This is a genomic window from Bacillus sp. NPDC077411, from assembly GCF_044543425.1.
Taxonomy (GTDB): Bacteria; Bacillota; Bacilli; order Bacillales; family Bacillaceae_G; genus Bacillus_A; species Bacillus_A bruguierae.
Genome location: NZ_JBITWA010000003.1, coordinates 45,258 through 62,159, shown reverse-complemented (window position 1 = coordinate 62,159; position 16,902 = coordinate 45,258). Strand labels below are relative to the sequence as shown.

Below are 16,902 nucleotides of genomic sequence, written 5' to 3'. Positions count from 1 at the left end.
TTTTGTCCTCCTCATGATAATTCGTGCTTTCTTACTCTTCTCCAGATGCATAAAATAGGACGTAAAGGAAAGTACAACATATGAAGTTGCTTAGGTAACGGCAATGTTTCAGCATCAATTGGATAGGGATAAAGACAACTCATAGTATATAAAAACTTTTGCTGATAAGACATTAATGAAAATAAGTGACGACTATGGTACATTGCTACATCATCTGGAACTGGATCTGTATGTAAGTTCACCATTCTTTCCAAATAAAATACTGCTTCCTGCGCTAACGTCTTCGGACGGTTTCCAGATAACAATGGTTCCACTTCTTCAATTAATGGAGTTTTTAGTAACTGCGAAGTTAAAAACAATGCTTGACCACCTACATGGAAGTAATAATTTTTCTTCAATAACTTAATAGTTTTTTCCCAATCAAGTTGTTGCTTTACAATTTGATTAATGTCTACTAACCAACGCAGCCTTGACCAGCCATGACGTGCACCATGAGAAACTAGAAATAAAAATAGATCCTCTCTACCTAAAATGTAAACAGGGGTACTAGTAAGAGAACTTATTCTCTTTCGATTCCATAGTTCCTCAAAATGTGGTTCCTTTCCTGGACCAGGATTTAATCTCCAATGAATTTCGATCTTAATGTTCTTCTGAGGATGAATATATGTTATATGATGATGTCTCCATTTCCAATCATTTAAAACGCTAACAATATAATCATCTTTAACATAGCCAAGGTTCAATAAAAGTTCTTCCGCTCTATCGAGATTATGTAAAGAAATGAGAACATCCAAATCGCTCGAGGTACGTAGAGAAATATCACCATAAAGATCATCAGCAAGTACAGGACCTTTTAAAACAAGGAGACGAATTTCGTTTTCAGCAAACAATTTACTCATATGTTCCATTTCTGCACTTAAATGAAGCATTTGAAATGTATTCATCTTAAAATATTGATGTAAAGTTTGTATGACATGTACAGGAACCAAATTTCCATCCAATTCTTTCATCTTTGGATAAATGAACGAATACACACGGTGATGAATCGTTAATTCGAGAAATTTATCCCAATCAATGTTTGCAAACCAAGCCTTATCGATTTCTTGTAGCTCCGCAGCAGTTTCTCTTTTCATGATTTCCAGCTGCAATTTGAGCTCCTTAGGCACACATTTTAAATCAAGCCCACAACTATTATGCATGATATTCTCCTTCAAGATTTTTTAACCAATTTTTCTAGCAAATTTACTAACTACAGTGAACCTCTTCATTTCTTCTGCTCCAGTAATATAAAAAGGACCGCTACGCAACCATGCATGAGCAATCATATTTCCGTTTTCATCCTTCGCAGTTCCTAAATATAGTGTACTCTCCATTTGTCGTCTCTCTAGCATTTTCATACCAGCTATTGCCCTTACAAGACACTTACTTTCCCAAAAGGTATGACGGCTCATAATATGTATTGCTTCGGAAATATCTCTCAATACGAATTTATTAGACTCATTATAACTTAAAGATGTTTCATCCATAGGAACGCCTAATGTAGGAGCAATCTTAGAGAATGGCATGCCTTTAAGAATACGAGCCCATCCCAAATAAATATAAGCCTCTATAAATAAAAATATTGTTTTCATATCTAATGAAAGAAACGTTCGTATCTTTTTTATTATATTCATACACACTTCCCTACTTCTTATCTAGGATAAAATACTAGACTACTCGGCTGCATCTTCTACGATTTCAACCAAAGCTTCATCTAACAAGAGCTCTAAAAAAGAAATAACTTGCTTTTCACATGTAGATTGATCTATCTCATACTCTTGCATTAATTCAGTAATCACTTTGGTAACCGATATTGGTTTCTCTATAAGCTCCCATATAGTTCCACCTACTTCACCTAAATTGTAGTATTTCCCATTAGAAATACTTAACATCACTTTTTCTCCATCCATATCACTTACTATATTCCCTGGGACTTGTGCAACAAATTGATTTAATAAAAGTTTTTTTGACATCACTTATTCTCCTTTATTTACAGTGTTTATTACTAGGTCAACTAGTTGCGGAGCACTAAATCCAGACAACGGTCGACTTAATCGATAAACAGCAAGCTTATTTACAATATTTGTAGAGATGTGAAAGTGCCAGTCCATTAATCCTAAACGTGGAATAATAAAATTACGATAAGTTTGACGGAAAATGGTATGTAAACGTTCAAGTTTTTCAACTTGTTGTATTTCAACTATTTCGTTCTCTGTCTTCACTAGTTCAAATACACCCGCAAGTGGTACTGGGGTAGAAAAGTAATGAGAAGAAACTGGGACACTATATTTATTTTCTCTACCATATATTGATTTATATTGACTTTTATCCATACCAAAATTATCAAGACTCTCTTGCCACAGCTTTTGCTGTGGATAAGATGGTGTGACAAAAGGAACATTCTCATGAGAAAGAGATACAGCGATTACATCATCACTTAGAAGTTTATATCCTCTCTTTAAAAAAGCTGAAGCCAACGTCGACTTTCCAGCACCTGACTCACCTACAAAAGCATATGCTTTTCCATCAATTACTACAGCACTGCCGTGCAGAGGAAGTATTTTGTTTTGCATCAATACCACACCCATACACGTTCCAAGAATATAGAGACGGACCAAACTATCATCTGCACCATCAAGTGGGCAAACTGTTATCCTTTTTCCCTCTTGAGCGGAAAAAAAGCCCACCTCAGGAACATAAAACATCACTTGATTATCTTTAACAACATGTTTAAATGGTGCATCTACTAATTCAGAGGGAAAACTCGATATATTATCAATTAGAATTTCAATGTCTATTGAAACCTCTTGTTCATTTATTTGATGTAATTCCGGCAAAGGAATATCACTTAAAATTTTGAAATCAAAGGCTTTATACATAACCTTTTTTTCAGTTTCTAGCATTATTTTCACTCCAATATATCCATGGTTAAATTAAAGACCTTTATACAATAAAAAAGTATAAAGGTCTTTTTAGCATATACAAACTTAAAAATAAGAACATTTTACGAAGTTTCATAGATACACATTCAGCAAGATAAATTGTATATGCTACTCCTTACTCAGCTAGTAAAGCGGTTCCAAGTATTAGGATCTTTTGGATCAACAGGGTGACCAGGGTTATATGCTTCATCAGTATATGGACCATAAACTGTTGAAGCCATTGTCATGTTAACATCAAGTACTTCTAATACAGGTTGTTGCCATTCCTTTTTCATATTCTCACCTCCTTTCAAGTAAATTGTTGAATAAATCGATAAACAATTAAGCTACGCATTAAAATCTTATAATCAGGATCGATTGCACGTTCTAAAAGAGGCCCCTCTTGAGCTTTTAATAGCGCTTTCTTTATTGCTTGACCATCTAAAAATTCTAAAGCTTTTTGGTCTGTACTCATTCGCTCTAATTCTTCTATAAACATATTCCAGTGCGGACTCATTCGATGAACCCAATCTGCTCCTTGTACACCTCGAATGTGTTGATTTAATCGTACTTTATCAGGCAAATACTTTTCGGTAGATCTACGAATCAACGCACGATCCAATCCATTTTGTACATATTGTTCTTCTGGTACAGATAAACAATAACGAATCACACGTATGTCATTACTTGGATCGCGTTTCCACAATGAATAGTGCAATGACAATTTTGTTGCCACTGTATTACTTGCATTCCAGTGAAACAACTCTTCAAAGTGACTTTTTCTTTGTTCATATATGTTCGCTGCAGAAAACCATCCCGTTTCATCAATTCCATATTCCCTAAGTTTATTAAACACATCCATCTTTTTTGCAAAATCCGGATTAATTACCATCGGAAATATATACGACGTATCTGATGAGAATAGTCGATCAATAGACGGAAATGCCAACCTCGCAATGAATGGTAACCTCCGCAATCGAGCTCCACCTACATTTTTACTATATTGATGCAATTCTTGGGCTAGGCGAATCCACTTTAGCCTTTTTAAAAGAAGAGCATAATAATCCAGAGCTGATCCCCATGATATAGATAGATTTCCTCTTCCACCATTTAAAAGGACTCCAACGTCTTCCTTGTACCCTTCCTCAAACATTCCTTTCATCCAAAAAGAATTCTCAAAGAATTTATATGGCATCTCCATTATTCCGAGGAAATCCGTTATTTCAGAAAATGGATCCCTTCCCTTAAAATCTAAATAATTGTCTTCTATACCTCCTACATATCGTACCGTTTCTTTAATAAGCGGTCGCTCATCCGGCATTAGATGTTTAGGTGTAAAATCCTCAAAATCATTTGATGGTATGTAGCTAAATGTATGTAATGGTTTGTTTTCTTCACGTAAAACTTTGGCAGCAAAGCTCGCAATAGAACCCGAATCCAATCCTCCGCTTAACTGTGCTCCAACTTGTCGGTGAGTTCGTACTCGAGATGTAACAGCCTCTTGAAAAACTTCTTGAAATGCTTCTACATACTCTTCATTTGACTTTAAGCGAAGCTTTCTTTCTGGAACTAGCGTACAATATCTCGAAAGCGTTACTTTATTCCCAACTACTATAATGCTATGAGATGGTGGTACTTGTTCTATATTTTTATAAGGCGTTATAGTGGTATCGGCTACATCAACCATTCCACATATAGCCAAATATTCAGCAAGCCACTGTTCATTTAATTGCTTTTGAACGTAAGGTAAAGACAGCAATGGCTGTATTGTCGTACAAAAAGCAAATTGTTGTTGATTGGAGCAATAATACAGAGTTCGGCTCCCAGAAAAGTCTCTTGCTCCAAACATTTTTCGATTTCGCTCATCCCAAATCATAAAAGCAAAATCGCCTACCAAATACTTAGGAGCTTCTTCCCCCCACTTTTGATAGGAGAGCAAAATTAACTGACTATCTGTTATCTTTTTTCTATCAGCATAATCCACTTGTAACCTCTCGAATAACTCCTCACGATTATCGATTATAGCATCTGCTGTAATCGCCAATTTCCTTTCGTAATCATAAAAAGGCAATTGTTCACCAATAGACTCCGGGGTGATCCATTGTGCGTGACAGCCAAGGAAAACGCTTTCTTTGTGCCATATTTGAACATCATCAGCGGGATATTTTTGCAAATCCCTCATTAATCTAATGCCGTATTCAATCGGTATAGACTCGTTGTTAAAATGTAAAATTCCAGTTATAGCACTCATTTTTTCCTCCTGTTTTGCAGCAAATAAGTAAAATCCAATCGGATAATGTGAGACGTCTATCAATGAGGTTTTCTTCATCTCCACCTATTTTTTATGGATTCCTCAGAATCTGAAGGTAAGGATTACTGACACGGGATAAATAATCGCTAATATGTAATTAATCCTCTATATTATTATTACTTATATTCGTTCTATTTAAAGAACGATTCTGTTTTGTTCAATAAATATCACAAATAAAATCTACGAACTAATTCTATACATATAATTTTTTATTATATTACTATTTTTGTTCTGTAAAAAGAACAATTACAAGATATAAATTATCATTTCCCTTTTGTTATGTCAATTCATATCCCATATTTTCAGCAAAAAAGTTTTTATCGCTGAAGTTCATTATAGAGAATTTTCGTCTCAAAAGTATATTTTATCCATTTCTTCAACCCTTTGGATATAGACTGGGTTAAGAATGTACATTCTCTTGTTTAAACGAATATATTTTCCTGAAGGTAAACATTTTGGTTTATCTTCGTTCTGTATAACGAACTTGTTTTCATTTTATATAATGATATTCTATTTGTAAATGTTTTTTTTATATAATTCAAAATAAATGTAACTACAGAACTATTCATCCCCCTTCTTTTTTGCAATTTAAATACCAGTATAATTATTTGAATATTTTGTATTATTTTTATAATCCACCCCTATAAAACGAAGGGTGAATTATAAAAATAAACTGAAAATTATATCAACGGGAGCTCAATCACATCTAAGTAGATATTTACCAGTAGTTTATCTCCCGCATAACTTCTTTATTTTCTTTCAAACTTTGAGATGGGGTAATACTGTTATGTTTCGTAAAAGCGCTTACAATCCTAGGTAAAAAAATAATTAGAATGTTACTGTCAACATAATAAACAAGCTGTACAGAACATGTATATACGAATAAAAAATTCGTGTCATCATAAGAGGAATTAGTCTTCATTGTTCTACTAAGTGATAATATTAGAGAATGAAAGGAAATCAATCTTTTTATGTGCAATTTTTAAATATAGATAAGCTACTTAACACATTTCATACCAAAATAACAAAAAAGAATAAACCATTTTTTTACTTATCTATCGCTGAATTCTGCCACTTAATAAAATCAATTAATATTTTATAATCCCCGAGCTTTTCTTTATTAATCCCTGCCTTTTTTAATTCATACACAAAATCAACCCACTCTTCTTCAATCTGCTGTTTTGTTTCTGTATTTGTTTTCGTTTCGAGTAATGTATTGAGATCTGCTTCTAATACCAACGCTATCTTTTCCATCACTTGAATAGATGGGTTCTGGTTTATACTTCTTTCAATATTACTTAAATAGGATTTTGAAATTCCAGCCCTTTCTGCTAATTCGGATAAAGTAAGTCCCCTTTTCTTTCGAAATTGATAAATATTTCTCCCAATCATCCGTTTATAGTCCTCCCTCTATAAATGCTCCTTAGTCCTATTTTTCTATATCATATAATGTAAGGGAAACTATATAAATCCATTTTGATTTTTCGACATATAGATTGCTGCTATGCAGAAAAAAGAGGCACCTGCATATGTGACAGAAACAGCACCTGACCGCTTCTATACATGTTCAGATGCTTTCTCCCACCTAAATAAGAAAAGTTTTATGTCGATTTTTCAATTTGCACTTATATATTTCGTAAAAAACGTAAACTTATTAAGAAGTAGTAACGTAAAATAGATCATAAGTTGCACACCATTGAATATACACTTCCTTGTACTTATACAATTTAGCCAGGAGATTCAGTTCAGCATTATGTTTTCACTTTTAATATTTGCATACAAAAAGACAAAAAGCAATCAATATAATATTCATATATACTTATAACCATATTTTATACAGGGATTTCCTTTATATTCAATTAAAAGAAAAATTCACCAAAAGGAGGGCCTTCACGAAAAGAAGATAGATCCCTCTGCTTTTTCTCGTATTTAACCCCCTTTCGGGTAAAAAGAACCTTCTGAATTTACACACCTCATTCAGAAGGTTCTTTTATTTTATAAAAATTTTTTAATACATTGAATAACCCTTTGTTGCTCTATCTCTGTCATGTTGGAACTAGAAGGAAGACAAATACCCGTTTTAAATAATTGTTCAGCCACATGGTCATTTTCGCTATGAGAATAATATTTCATCCCTTCAAAAAGCGGTTGCATGTGAAGCGGCTTCCACACAGGACGAGCTTCAATATTCTCTTCAGCTAAAGCCTCCAATAATGATTGAATAGATATACCTGTTTCTTTTTCATCGATTGTTAAAGCTGTGAGCCAGCGATTCGACTGAGTATTTTCTAATTCAGGCATAAAGTAAAATCCAGGTATACTAGATAATTCCTGGTAATATCGTGCAAATATTAATCTTCTAGCCTTCACTCTATCTTCTAACACCTCTAATTGAGCTCTTCCAATACCAGCTAATATATTACTCATTCGATAATTATATCCCATCTCGCTATGCTGGTAATGCGGTGCTACATCCCTTGCTTGGGTTGCAAAAAAACGCGCTTTCTTTAATGCCTCAACGTCATCAGAAACAAGCATTCCTCCACCAGAAGTTGTAATAATTTTGTTGCCATTAAAAGAATAAATACCAAATTTCCCAAATGTACCACTGGCTTTTCCTTTATATGTAGAACCTAAAGATTCCGCTGCATCCTCAATAATAGGAACATTATATTTATTACATAAAGAACAAATCTCATCCATTTTTGCGCTCTGCCCATATAAGTTAACAGTGATAATAGCTTTTGGCAATTTACCTTCTTTATGAGCATCAGAAAGCGCACGTTCTAAAGCTTGCGGCGACATGTTCCATGTTTCTGGCTCTGAATCGATAAATACTGGTTCAGCCCCTAAATACATAATTGGATTGGCACTCGCTATAAAAGTAAGACTTGAACAAAACACTTTATCCCCTTTTTGAACATCTAATAACCGCAGAGCTAAATGGATAGCGGCAGTACCTGAACTAACCGCTGCAGCATCTCTAGTTCCAACAAAAGATGCGAGTTCTTCTTCAAAAGCATCCACATTTGGCCCAAGAGGAGCAATCCAGTTTGTATCAAAGGCATCTTGAATATATTTTTGTTCATTGCCGCTCATATGCGGAGTAGAGAGAAAGATTCGGTTTTTCTGTTGTGTTATTACCATTTTTATCACTCCTAGTAACTCAATTCATTAATAACTTTGGCAGGGATACCAACGGCTGTACAATTAGGGGGAATATCATTTATCACAACAGCCCCTGCTCCAATAACAGACCATTCTCCGATTTTAACACTTGGAATAAGAGTAGCCGCTGCCCCTATATGTGCCCCTTCTTCGATGATGATAGAACCTGTAAGTGTAGCATGAGGAGAAATATGCACAAAATCACCTAATATATTGTCATGTTCAACAATAGAACCCGTATTTATAATAGAATGATTGCCAATTTGAGTATCAGCATTAATCACCGCATGCGGCATAACAACTGTACCGTTTCCTATCTTAGCATTCGGACTTATAACGGCTGTTTTATGTATTAACGTGGCATAACAATTGTCAGGCAGACTCAATTTCTCGGCAATTTTTTTTCTAACTTTATTATTCCCTATTGCAATAACAAATTTTATTTGATTAACATCGTTAATCATTTCATAGGCAGTTGAAATCGGGCCGAAATAAATATTATCTACTCTAGTTATATCTTCATATCGATCATCTAAATATCCAACGATTTCATATTCCTTGTTTGATAAAATAATATCCTGTATAACTTTACTGTGACCACCTTGTCCAATCATTACAATTTCCATTCATTACCTCCTCTCACAGTCTATTTCATACCGGTAAAACGTTCCATTGTTACATGACCATCTTGATTTACTCCTTCTGATTTAAACACTTTTATTAGTGTAAGAAATAATATCTTCATATCGATTAAAAAAGATTGATTATTTACATACCATACATCTAATTTGAATTTTTCTTCCCAAGTAATTGCATTTCTTCCATTCACTTGTGCCCACCCAGTAATCCCAGGTTTTACATCATGTCTTTTAGCTTGTTCACTAGAATATAAAGATAAGTATTCCATTAATAATGGTCGCGGTCCTACTAAACTTAGGTCACCTTTCACAACATTTATAAGTTGCGGCAATTCATCTAAACTACATTTCCTAAGAAATTTACCAAATGTGGTTAATCTCACTTGATCAGGCAAGGACTTACCCTGATTATCTCTTTCATCAGTCATTGTGCGAAATTTGTAAAGATAGAACGGTTTTCCATGTAGTCCTGGACGTTGTTGTTTAAATATTATAGGTGATCCTAATTTTAATCTAACCAAAACGGCTACTACAACGATAACAGAAGATAAACACAATAATAAAAACAACGAAATCAGTAAATCAAAAATTCGCTTCATCAATAATCATACTCCTATCCAAGATTCTTGCAAGCGCCTTTTCACAGATCAATAGTATGAAAGGCTTTCGTTATATATACATCCATTTTCATTTTTCAACATATAAGTCGCTGCTATGCAGAAAAAGGAGCCTGCACTTGCTTTCTCTCTTGTTTCACTTCGCACATGGCAGAAAAAGGCCCTGATCGCTTGTATGCATGACCAGACGCGCTCTCTCACCTAAAATGAATGATTTTATGTCGATCTTTTCAATTGGTGTTTATATACATATCATTTCACAATAAATCTTAGAACCAATTTTTTAAGATTTATAAATTATTTTGATGTATACATAATCGAAATGAGGTATTGTTTAATTTCTTCGATTAAACGTTTTACTTCCACATTTTTTGATTCTTGACCTCTTTTGTATATATACATGAGTATCTCTTTAAATTCCTGCTGAGTTAATCTCTCAGAAATGTTCATGTTTAAGCCCCTCTTTCGCAAAATCTGTTTACATATACAAATTCTAGCTATTTCAAGTGGGATTTGTATTTATTTTTCACTCTATTACTAACAATTTTTTACTCTCTAACATCCCTTATATATAGCCATTTTCATTTTTCGACATATAAGTCGCTGCTATGCAGAATACAACATGATCGCTACTTGCTTCCTCCTTTTGTTTTAAATATTGCATGTGGTAGGAAAAGGCTCTAACCGTTTCTATGTGCGGCCAGATGCTCTCGTCCCCTCTAAAAAGAAAGGAGGTTTTTATGTCGGCTTGTTAACTTATATATAGCATATAATTTTATTTGGCATAACCATTTGGATTATTAAACTGCCATCTCCATGAATCTTCGCACATCTCTTCGACTCCTTTTTGAGCAACCCATCCCAACTCTAGTTTAGCCTTTGATGCATTCGCATAACAAATAGCTACATCACCTGGACGACGATTTACAATTCTATATGGAACTTTCTTACCTGATGCTTTTTCAAAGGCAGTAGCCATTTCCAATACACTATAACCACATCCGGTTCCTAAATTATACGCTTCTACCCCTTGAGATCTCGATATCTTTTCGAGCGCTTTCAAATGTCCCATTGCAAGATCTACAACATGTATATAATCTCTTACAGCTGTACCATCTTGTGTTGGATAGTCATTCCCAAAAACGCTTAATTCATTTAGCTTTCCAACAGCTACTTGTGTAATGTACGGGATAAGATTATTTGGAATACCTTTTGGATCTTCCCCAATTCGCCCGCTTTTATGTGCTCCAATTGGATTAAAGTAACGTAAAAGAGCAATGCTCCACTCATGGTCAGACACATACAGATCACGTAATATTTCTTCGATTATCTGTTTTGTGCGCCCATAAGGATTCGTCGCTCCAAGTGAAAAATTTTCGGAAATCGGTACTTGTTCTGCCATTCCATATACTGTTGCTGAAGAACTGAAGACCATTTTCTTTACACCATGCTTTTTCATGACTTCACATAATACAAGAGTACCTGTAATGTTATTATGATAATACCAAAGTGGTAACGTAACCGACTCTCCTACCGCCTTCAATCCTGCAAAATGGATAACGGCATCAATTTGATTTTCATCAAAAATAGTATCTAGCATCTCTTTATCTAATATATCTGCCTGATAAAATGTAAAATCTTTTCCTGTAATTTCACGAACACGTTTTAAAGCTTCTGGTTTACTGTTTGAAAAATTGTCAACTACGATTATCTCATATCCGGCATTTAATAGTTCTACGCATGTATGAGTTCCGATGTATCCTGCTCCGCCTGTAACTAGAATTTTCATATGTTTTTTCCTCCTCGTTATTCATATCCTTATTCATACATTTTTTTATTGAAACGTGGTTAACTTTTACATTAGGTATTAAAAAACATCCCGGTTCGTTGTTGTAAAATAACGAATTGAGATGCTTTTTATGACTTTGTGCCTTACTGTATAAATCCATTTTAATTTTTCGACATCTTTGTCTAGCTCTGGCTCATATAAATCTTTACTTAATTAATAACAGTATTATCTATCAACCTAGTACTTGCGTTTATATCAGTAGACACATTATTAAATATACACTGTGCTATCGTCACCGCTTTTTCCTTCGTTAACCACCGTAAGCTGACCACAGTATTTTCCAAATAACTATGTGCAATGATGGAAACGGTAGAACTATCTGTTTTCTTGATAATGGAGTTTAAAAATGTACTGCGATTATTCACAACGTTTCCTTCAAAATTTACGCCTACGTTTTGAAATAAGCAGTTGTCTGTATTTATCTTCCTCGTATATTGAGCATTATTAGAACCTAGCGATAGATCTCCACCCATTCGACTAGTTTTTGCTCTTAAGAACTTACCGTTACTTAAATTACAACATTCCAAATCTGCAGCGCCTTCAATCAAGGTTAATCCTTCTACTGTGATAGGTCGTCCAGCATAATTAGCAGGTGGCTTGATGCTAATGTCATAGTTCTTGACATTAATGTTCTTAAGAACCCCTCCTGTCATAATTACTGAAAGGTTTTGTGCTACAGCATTATCGCTTCTCCACTCTCTTTCAATAGTAATATCTGAGATGTAGCATCTCCCATAATCACATCTGCTTATATTGAATCCTGCTGTTCCTGCATCCGTTATGACTACCGGCGGTCCATTTAATGTTTCAGCCACTTGGAAACTTGTTGGTGTTACATTTACTGTATAATACAGTTTATCTACACTAATTCCAGCAGGAACTTTTCCAATCCATTGTTCGAAACATATCTTTGCGCCATTTCCCATTCCATGCGGTGAGCTATAAGTAAATGTCTTAGTAGTGACATTTACAGCAGGAGTTCCAAAGTAACCATAAGTACTCGAAACGGAAAATGAGCCATTCTTTATTTGACAATTTGTAACGACTGCTCCTCTAATATCTTGTAACTTTATATTCCCGTTATTACATACTGCTCCATTGACAAAGTTATCTCCTTTAACAGTGAGTTCACATCCAATAAAAGTATTATTTAGATATTTAATATACCAGTTATTCTGATAAGAACTAACTCCTCCAACATTAAAACCTTCAAATATGTTATTTTCTAAAACTACATGAATACCATCAACGTTTACAAAATGCCCACGTGCATTGCTATAAATGTAATTATTATAAATATAAATTCTAGTGTTCAATTCAAGCCCTGATTGATTTAGTTCAGGCCGCCATGTTGGTATATTACTTTGAGTCCACATAGACTCAATATCTATTCCAAACATAGGAGCAGTTCCATCTACTGTAATGCCATCATCAGCCTTACCAATAAAGTAGATTTTGTTATCAAAGATGTAGGTATCGTTTGCACTACCAAGAGTAATACCTTGTCTTCTGCAGTTGTGAATATCGCAGTTATGGATGTAAATATGCGATCCCATCTGTTCTTGCGTATAGTCAGCTGGATTCAATTTATATTCTAACCAGCCCGTGGAAACAGCATCGCCAGTACAATCACTTATTTCTACATGATCTATTTCAACATAATTTGAACCGCTTATTTCTATCCCTTGTCCCCATTCGTGTGTATAGTTCTGAGCGTCGACTTTCGCATTAATTTTTGCAATTTGGTCATCACTCAAAGGTGAAGACGTAATATCAATAACAAATATCATCTTATTAGCCTTGTCTATTGGAGCAACCCAATTTCTTCCTGACGGAGATGTTGGGGCAAACTGTCCATCGGTTTTAAATCCAACTAACGTACTAGAAGAAACCGTGCCATTATATTGATAAAAACTATATCTCGCAGCAGTTACTCCTGAAATAGACCATAGTCTAAAAGATTTTAGTAGTCCAGGATTTACATACCTATCTACTACCTCACTACGGATAAAATTCGGATTACTATTTAATGACCCGTCAGGATTTACACCTCCCCTAACAAACTTTACACCTATTTCATATATATGCCCCTTTTTGTCTCCGACTATTTTCCCACCAGAAACCCTAACATTTCTAACCCCTTTAACCTCAAATATTCTATACCAAGGTGATGAATTGGCTTCTAGCTGTAATACGCATCCATCAGCCATTTCAAAATGTATATTGCTTGGCATAACAATGCATGAAAATGATGTACTGTCAATCTTTAACTTATAGGTCCCTCCTGGCAATATAACATGATTATACCCTTGAGATTTTGCCCAAATTAATGCTTGATTTATACCTAGTGTAGTAGCAGCAGCATTCGTCCCATCATTTTTAATATTCCATCTATCTAGTTCTATTACATATACAACACTTGAGGCATTTTCTGTACTTGAAATTGAAAGCTTTTTAGGAATCCACTTTGATTTAACATCATCATAAGTTAATACATCACCATGGGCAGGAGACATATTTGTTAAATCAACATCACTCATATCTCCAAGATTAGCGTTTAAATAACTTGTCATATGTTTACACCCTTTTTCTTTTTTATATATTATGCTTCTATAGATTAAATAGATTGGGTGTATGAGTTAGGATGAAAAAAAGAAAAAACTATTCTATGAATAGTTTTTTCTTTCCTCTTTTCAACAAATTTATTATAAACTAAGAAATCTCACTACATATGTTCATCATTTTAACTTATGATTGTTTGAATTGCGAAAACACGGTAGTCCAGCTAGCTTTTGTATATATCTGGAATTTCTAATTTCAGAACACTTTATTTTTTCAACTCCGCTTCATGATGGCAATGTTTAAAATATATACCAGCTGACTGAAGTTAATATGAGATTCCTTTTCCTAATTTAAAACGCTTCAATAACTTGCCCGCAATTCTTTTAAAAACACCAAATAAATACTTAAACTCATCTGTTTTACGAAAAATGAATACATAAATTATATTTGGCACTATTAGACAAACGGTGCCTTTTAATATTAAACCTAACCAACCATCTAACAATATAAAGTTACTTATCACTTTTGTTATTAGATATGTTCCTATACATATAACTACATAATACATGTATGTTTTATAATAATGAATAATAGGTTTTTCGAACACCTTCTTATACACTAGATAAGGCGTAACCCAGAATGGAACAGTTAATACACTTATAAATGTTCCAATAAAAACACCTACTATACCTATATACTGAACTAAAATAATAGATACAATAAGGTTTACAGCAGCTTGAAACAAAGGAGCGTATTTATCCTCTTGAAAAATTCCTGCTGTAGTCTTCACAGTTGTTATCGCATTTCTCATTCCTCTTTCATAGAAGATAGCCATTAATACAAATAATATCCCTTCACTCATTAAGAATTTCGGGCCTATCCATAAAGTAATAAAGGGCTCTATAGTAATACATAACAGTATGCTGAAAAATGAATATAACCAAAAATTGAGGAGTGTATAGATTTTATATATACTGTAAATTTTTTCTGCACTCTCTTTTGCTACTAAATTTCCTACACTATGATAAATATTATTAAACACTTGATAAGTAAAAGTTCTACAAATATCAATTAACATATTGTAATTGGAGTACAATCCAACTGCTGCTACACTCACAAATGATGAAATGATAATATTATCTGTACCTAACACTAGGTAGTTTCCTATATTTTGTAGAACAATCGCTTTTACATTTTTTATAATGCTATTTTTCGTTTCACTATCTAATTTACTAGATACTTTATCTTTTAAAAATGGATACAATTTACTCACTATAGCTGCTAAAAGGATACTCGTAGTTATGGTAATAACACTATCTATAATTAGATATAAAATATAATTTTTTGTATAGTGCAATACTCCTATCTTAAGACAAGTAGATATAATGGAAGATATAGAATATACCCCTGTTACAACATAACCTTTCTGACAAACATTTAAAAACGAACTTCTATGTGAGTATAAATACGGTGCAACTGTGTTCAGTAAAAATATGGCATAAATGAGATGGACATTTTCAACATTTGAATCTTTAACAAAATAACCTAGAAAAGGCATTAATGCGAGCCCTAGTAACAATACTACTAAGGCGATTACCATGTATGCATTTCGATACAAGCGCATAAGCACTTTTATTTTCTGCTGATCATTCTCGGCTACCGGTTTGTAAAGACTGTACATTATACTAGAACCTATTCCTGCTTCTGCTAAAGACAGCATAGACAGTATGTTGGTAAGTAGTCCGTTTATTCCTAGGTACTCAACGCCTAAGCTATTAATGAATACAGTTCTTGAAATAAAACTTAATGACGTAATAATAATTTGATTACCAAGACCAGCGGATATATTAATTATCGAATTTTTTACTCTCATATTTAAAACCTACTTCATCATGATTTTCTTACATTTAACTAAAAATATAGAAAAGATTAAAGTAACAGGTTGAATTTCCAAATATTTTGCAGCCTGTCCTAATTTTAAATTAGACTTCACAAAATCATAGTATAAATTATAATAAGACAATCTGCCTTTTACATTACATTTATAAAACTTAATTTGCTGTTTTATATAATACGCTGTACCTTTAGGACTTTTAGCAAATATCTCTTTCATATTTTTCGTTAAGCCATCCTCAAGATAATCGCATATATAAGTGGTTTTATTAAACCACCTTATTTTATAGCCATCATGGGCCATTTTCTCCCACACTGTCGCCTCTGTTATAAATTTCTCTCCTTCAAATTCACAAAACTTATATTTTCTAAGGATATTCGTATAAAAGACTTCTGCTTTATCACCGGTTATATTATATTTTGTACGTTCAAGTGAAGTTGCGTCTACATATTCCCCTTCAAATGTTGTTCCTAAAAAGTCATTAACCTGCCTTCCTCTATTACCAGAAACACCACAAAATAATTCTTTATTTTCCAAGTTTCGTTCCCAATTTTCTATGTTTTCTAATGCATCTTTCGTCAGATAATCATCAGAATCGACAATGAAGAACAATTCCCCCTCTGCTAAGTCAGTAGCTTTATTAATTGCTCTATGTTTCCCACCATTTTCAACTTTATAATACCTTATGGGGAATGGATTTTTTTCTACTGTCCATAATCTAAATAACTCTTCTGTGTTATCGCTTGAACCATCATCAATAACTAACCATTCAAAATCTGTATATGTTTGCTCTTGTAATGATCTGTACAGTTTTTCTATAATATAGCCTCTGTTGTATGTTGGAGTGAATACTGTTATTCTCATTTAATCCTCCCATTGTTACTGACCATAATTTTTTCTTTT

The 16,902-nt window shown here is 33.7% G+C and carries 15 protein-coding genes; all 15 read right to left on the bottom strand.

Going from position 1 to position 16,902, the window contains the following annotated elements; all coding sequences use genetic code 11:
* Positions 1–11: 11 nt before the first annotated feature.
* The 15 genes from ACIGHG_RS05920 to ACIGHG_RS05850 all read right to left on the bottom strand — a co-directional run bounded on the left by ACIGHG_RS05920 (position 12) and on the right by ACIGHG_RS05850 (position 16,863).
* Positions 12–1,199 (bottom strand): nucleotidyltransferase domain-containing protein, encoded by a 1,188-nt coding sequence (locus tag ACIGHG_RS05920; protein ID WP_396547572.1) that lies wholly within the window; start codon positions 1,197–1,199, stop codon positions 12–14.
* A gap of 21 nt (positions 1,200–1,220) precedes the next feature.
* A complete protein-coding gene (locus ACIGHG_RS05915; RefSeq protein ID WP_336472425.1) occupies positions 1,221–1,673 on the bottom strand; it encodes a lasso peptide biosynthesis B2 protein in 453 nt (150 codons plus the stop codon).
* A 39-nt stretch (positions 1,674–1,712) separates the two neighbouring features.
* Positions 1,713–2,012 carry a lasso peptide biosynthesis PqqD family chaperone gene (locus ACIGHG_RS05910; protein WP_336472424.1) on the bottom strand — a complete coding sequence of 100 codons (300 nt, stop codon included), beginning with the start codon at positions 2,010–2,012 and terminating at the stop codon, positions 1,713–1,715.
* Between the two features lie 3 nt (positions 2,013–2,015).
* The gene (locus ACIGHG_RS05905) at positions 2,016–2,942 is read right to left on the bottom strand and encodes an HPr kinase/phosphorylase (protein ID WP_396547569.1); all 927 of its coding nucleotides are present in this window, start codon (positions 2,940–2,942) and stop codon (positions 2,016–2,018) included.
* A 158-nt stretch (positions 2,943–3,100) separates the two neighbouring features.
* Complete coding sequence (locus tag ACIGHG_RS05900; RefSeq protein WP_139207593.1) at positions 3,101–3,256, bottom strand: paeninodin family lasso peptide; 156 nt, start codon at positions 3,254–3,256, stop codon at positions 3,101–3,103.
* A 14-nt stretch (positions 3,257–3,270) separates the two neighbouring features.
* Positions 3,271–5,211 (bottom strand): lasso peptide isopeptide bond-forming cyclase, encoded by a 1,941-nt coding sequence (locus ACIGHG_RS05895; protein WP_336472422.1) that lies wholly within the window; start codon positions 5,209–5,211, stop codon positions 3,271–3,273.
* Positions 5,212–6,318: 1,107 nt separating this feature from the next.
* Positions 6,319–6,663, bottom strand: coding sequence for a helix-turn-helix domain-containing protein (locus ACIGHG_RS05890; protein WP_090913074.1), 345 nt, complete (start codon positions 6,661–6,663; stop codon positions 6,319–6,321).
* 603 nt (positions 6,664–7,266) lie between these two features.
* Positions 7,267–8,418, bottom strand: coding sequence for a DegT/DnrJ/EryC1/StrS family aminotransferase (locus ACIGHG_RS05885; protein ID WP_336472421.1), 1,152 nt, complete (start codon positions 8,416–8,418; stop codon positions 7,267–7,269).
* 11 nt (positions 8,419–8,429) lie between these two features.
* A complete protein-coding gene (locus ACIGHG_RS05880) occupies positions 8,430–9,065 on the bottom strand; it encodes an acetyltransferase (protein ID WP_336472420.1) in 636 nt (211 codons plus the stop codon).
* A 20-nt stretch (positions 9,066–9,085) separates the two neighbouring features.
* Positions 9,086–9,676, bottom strand: a complete 591-nt coding sequence (locus tag ACIGHG_RS05875; RefSeq protein WP_336472580.1) for a sugar transferase — start codon at positions 9,674–9,676, stop codon at positions 9,086–9,088.
* 315 nt (positions 9,677–9,991) lie between these two features.
* Positions 9,992–10,144 carry a YwzD family small protein gene (locus ACIGHG_RS05870; protein WP_170857631.1) on the bottom strand — a complete coding sequence of 51 codons (153 nt, stop codon included), beginning with the start codon at positions 10,142–10,144 and terminating at the stop codon, positions 9,992–9,994.
* A gap of 325 nt (positions 10,145–10,469) precedes the next feature.
* A complete protein-coding gene (gene galE, locus ACIGHG_RS05865; protein ID WP_336472419.1) occupies positions 10,470–11,483 on the bottom strand; it encodes a UDP-glucose 4-epimerase GalE in 1,014 nt (337 codons plus the stop codon).
* A 209-nt stretch (positions 11,484–11,692) separates the two neighbouring features.
* Entirely contained in the window at positions 11,693–14,116 is a 2,424-nt protein-coding gene (locus ACIGHG_RS05860; RefSeq protein WP_336472418.1) for a right-handed parallel beta-helix repeat-containing protein, read from the bottom strand.
* 314 nt (positions 14,117–14,430) lie between these two features.
* The gene (locus tag ACIGHG_RS05855; protein ID WP_336472417.1) at positions 14,431–15,978 is read right to left on the bottom strand and encodes a lipopolysaccharide biosynthesis protein; all 1,548 of its coding nucleotides are present in this window, start codon (positions 15,976–15,978) and stop codon (positions 14,431–14,433) included.
* A 9-nt stretch (positions 15,979–15,987) separates the two neighbouring features.
* Complete coding sequence (locus ACIGHG_RS05850) at positions 15,988–16,863, bottom strand: glycosyltransferase family A protein (RefSeq protein WP_090913061.1); 876 nt, start codon at positions 16,861–16,863, stop codon at positions 15,988–15,990.
* Positions 16,864–16,902: the final 39 nt, after the last annotated feature.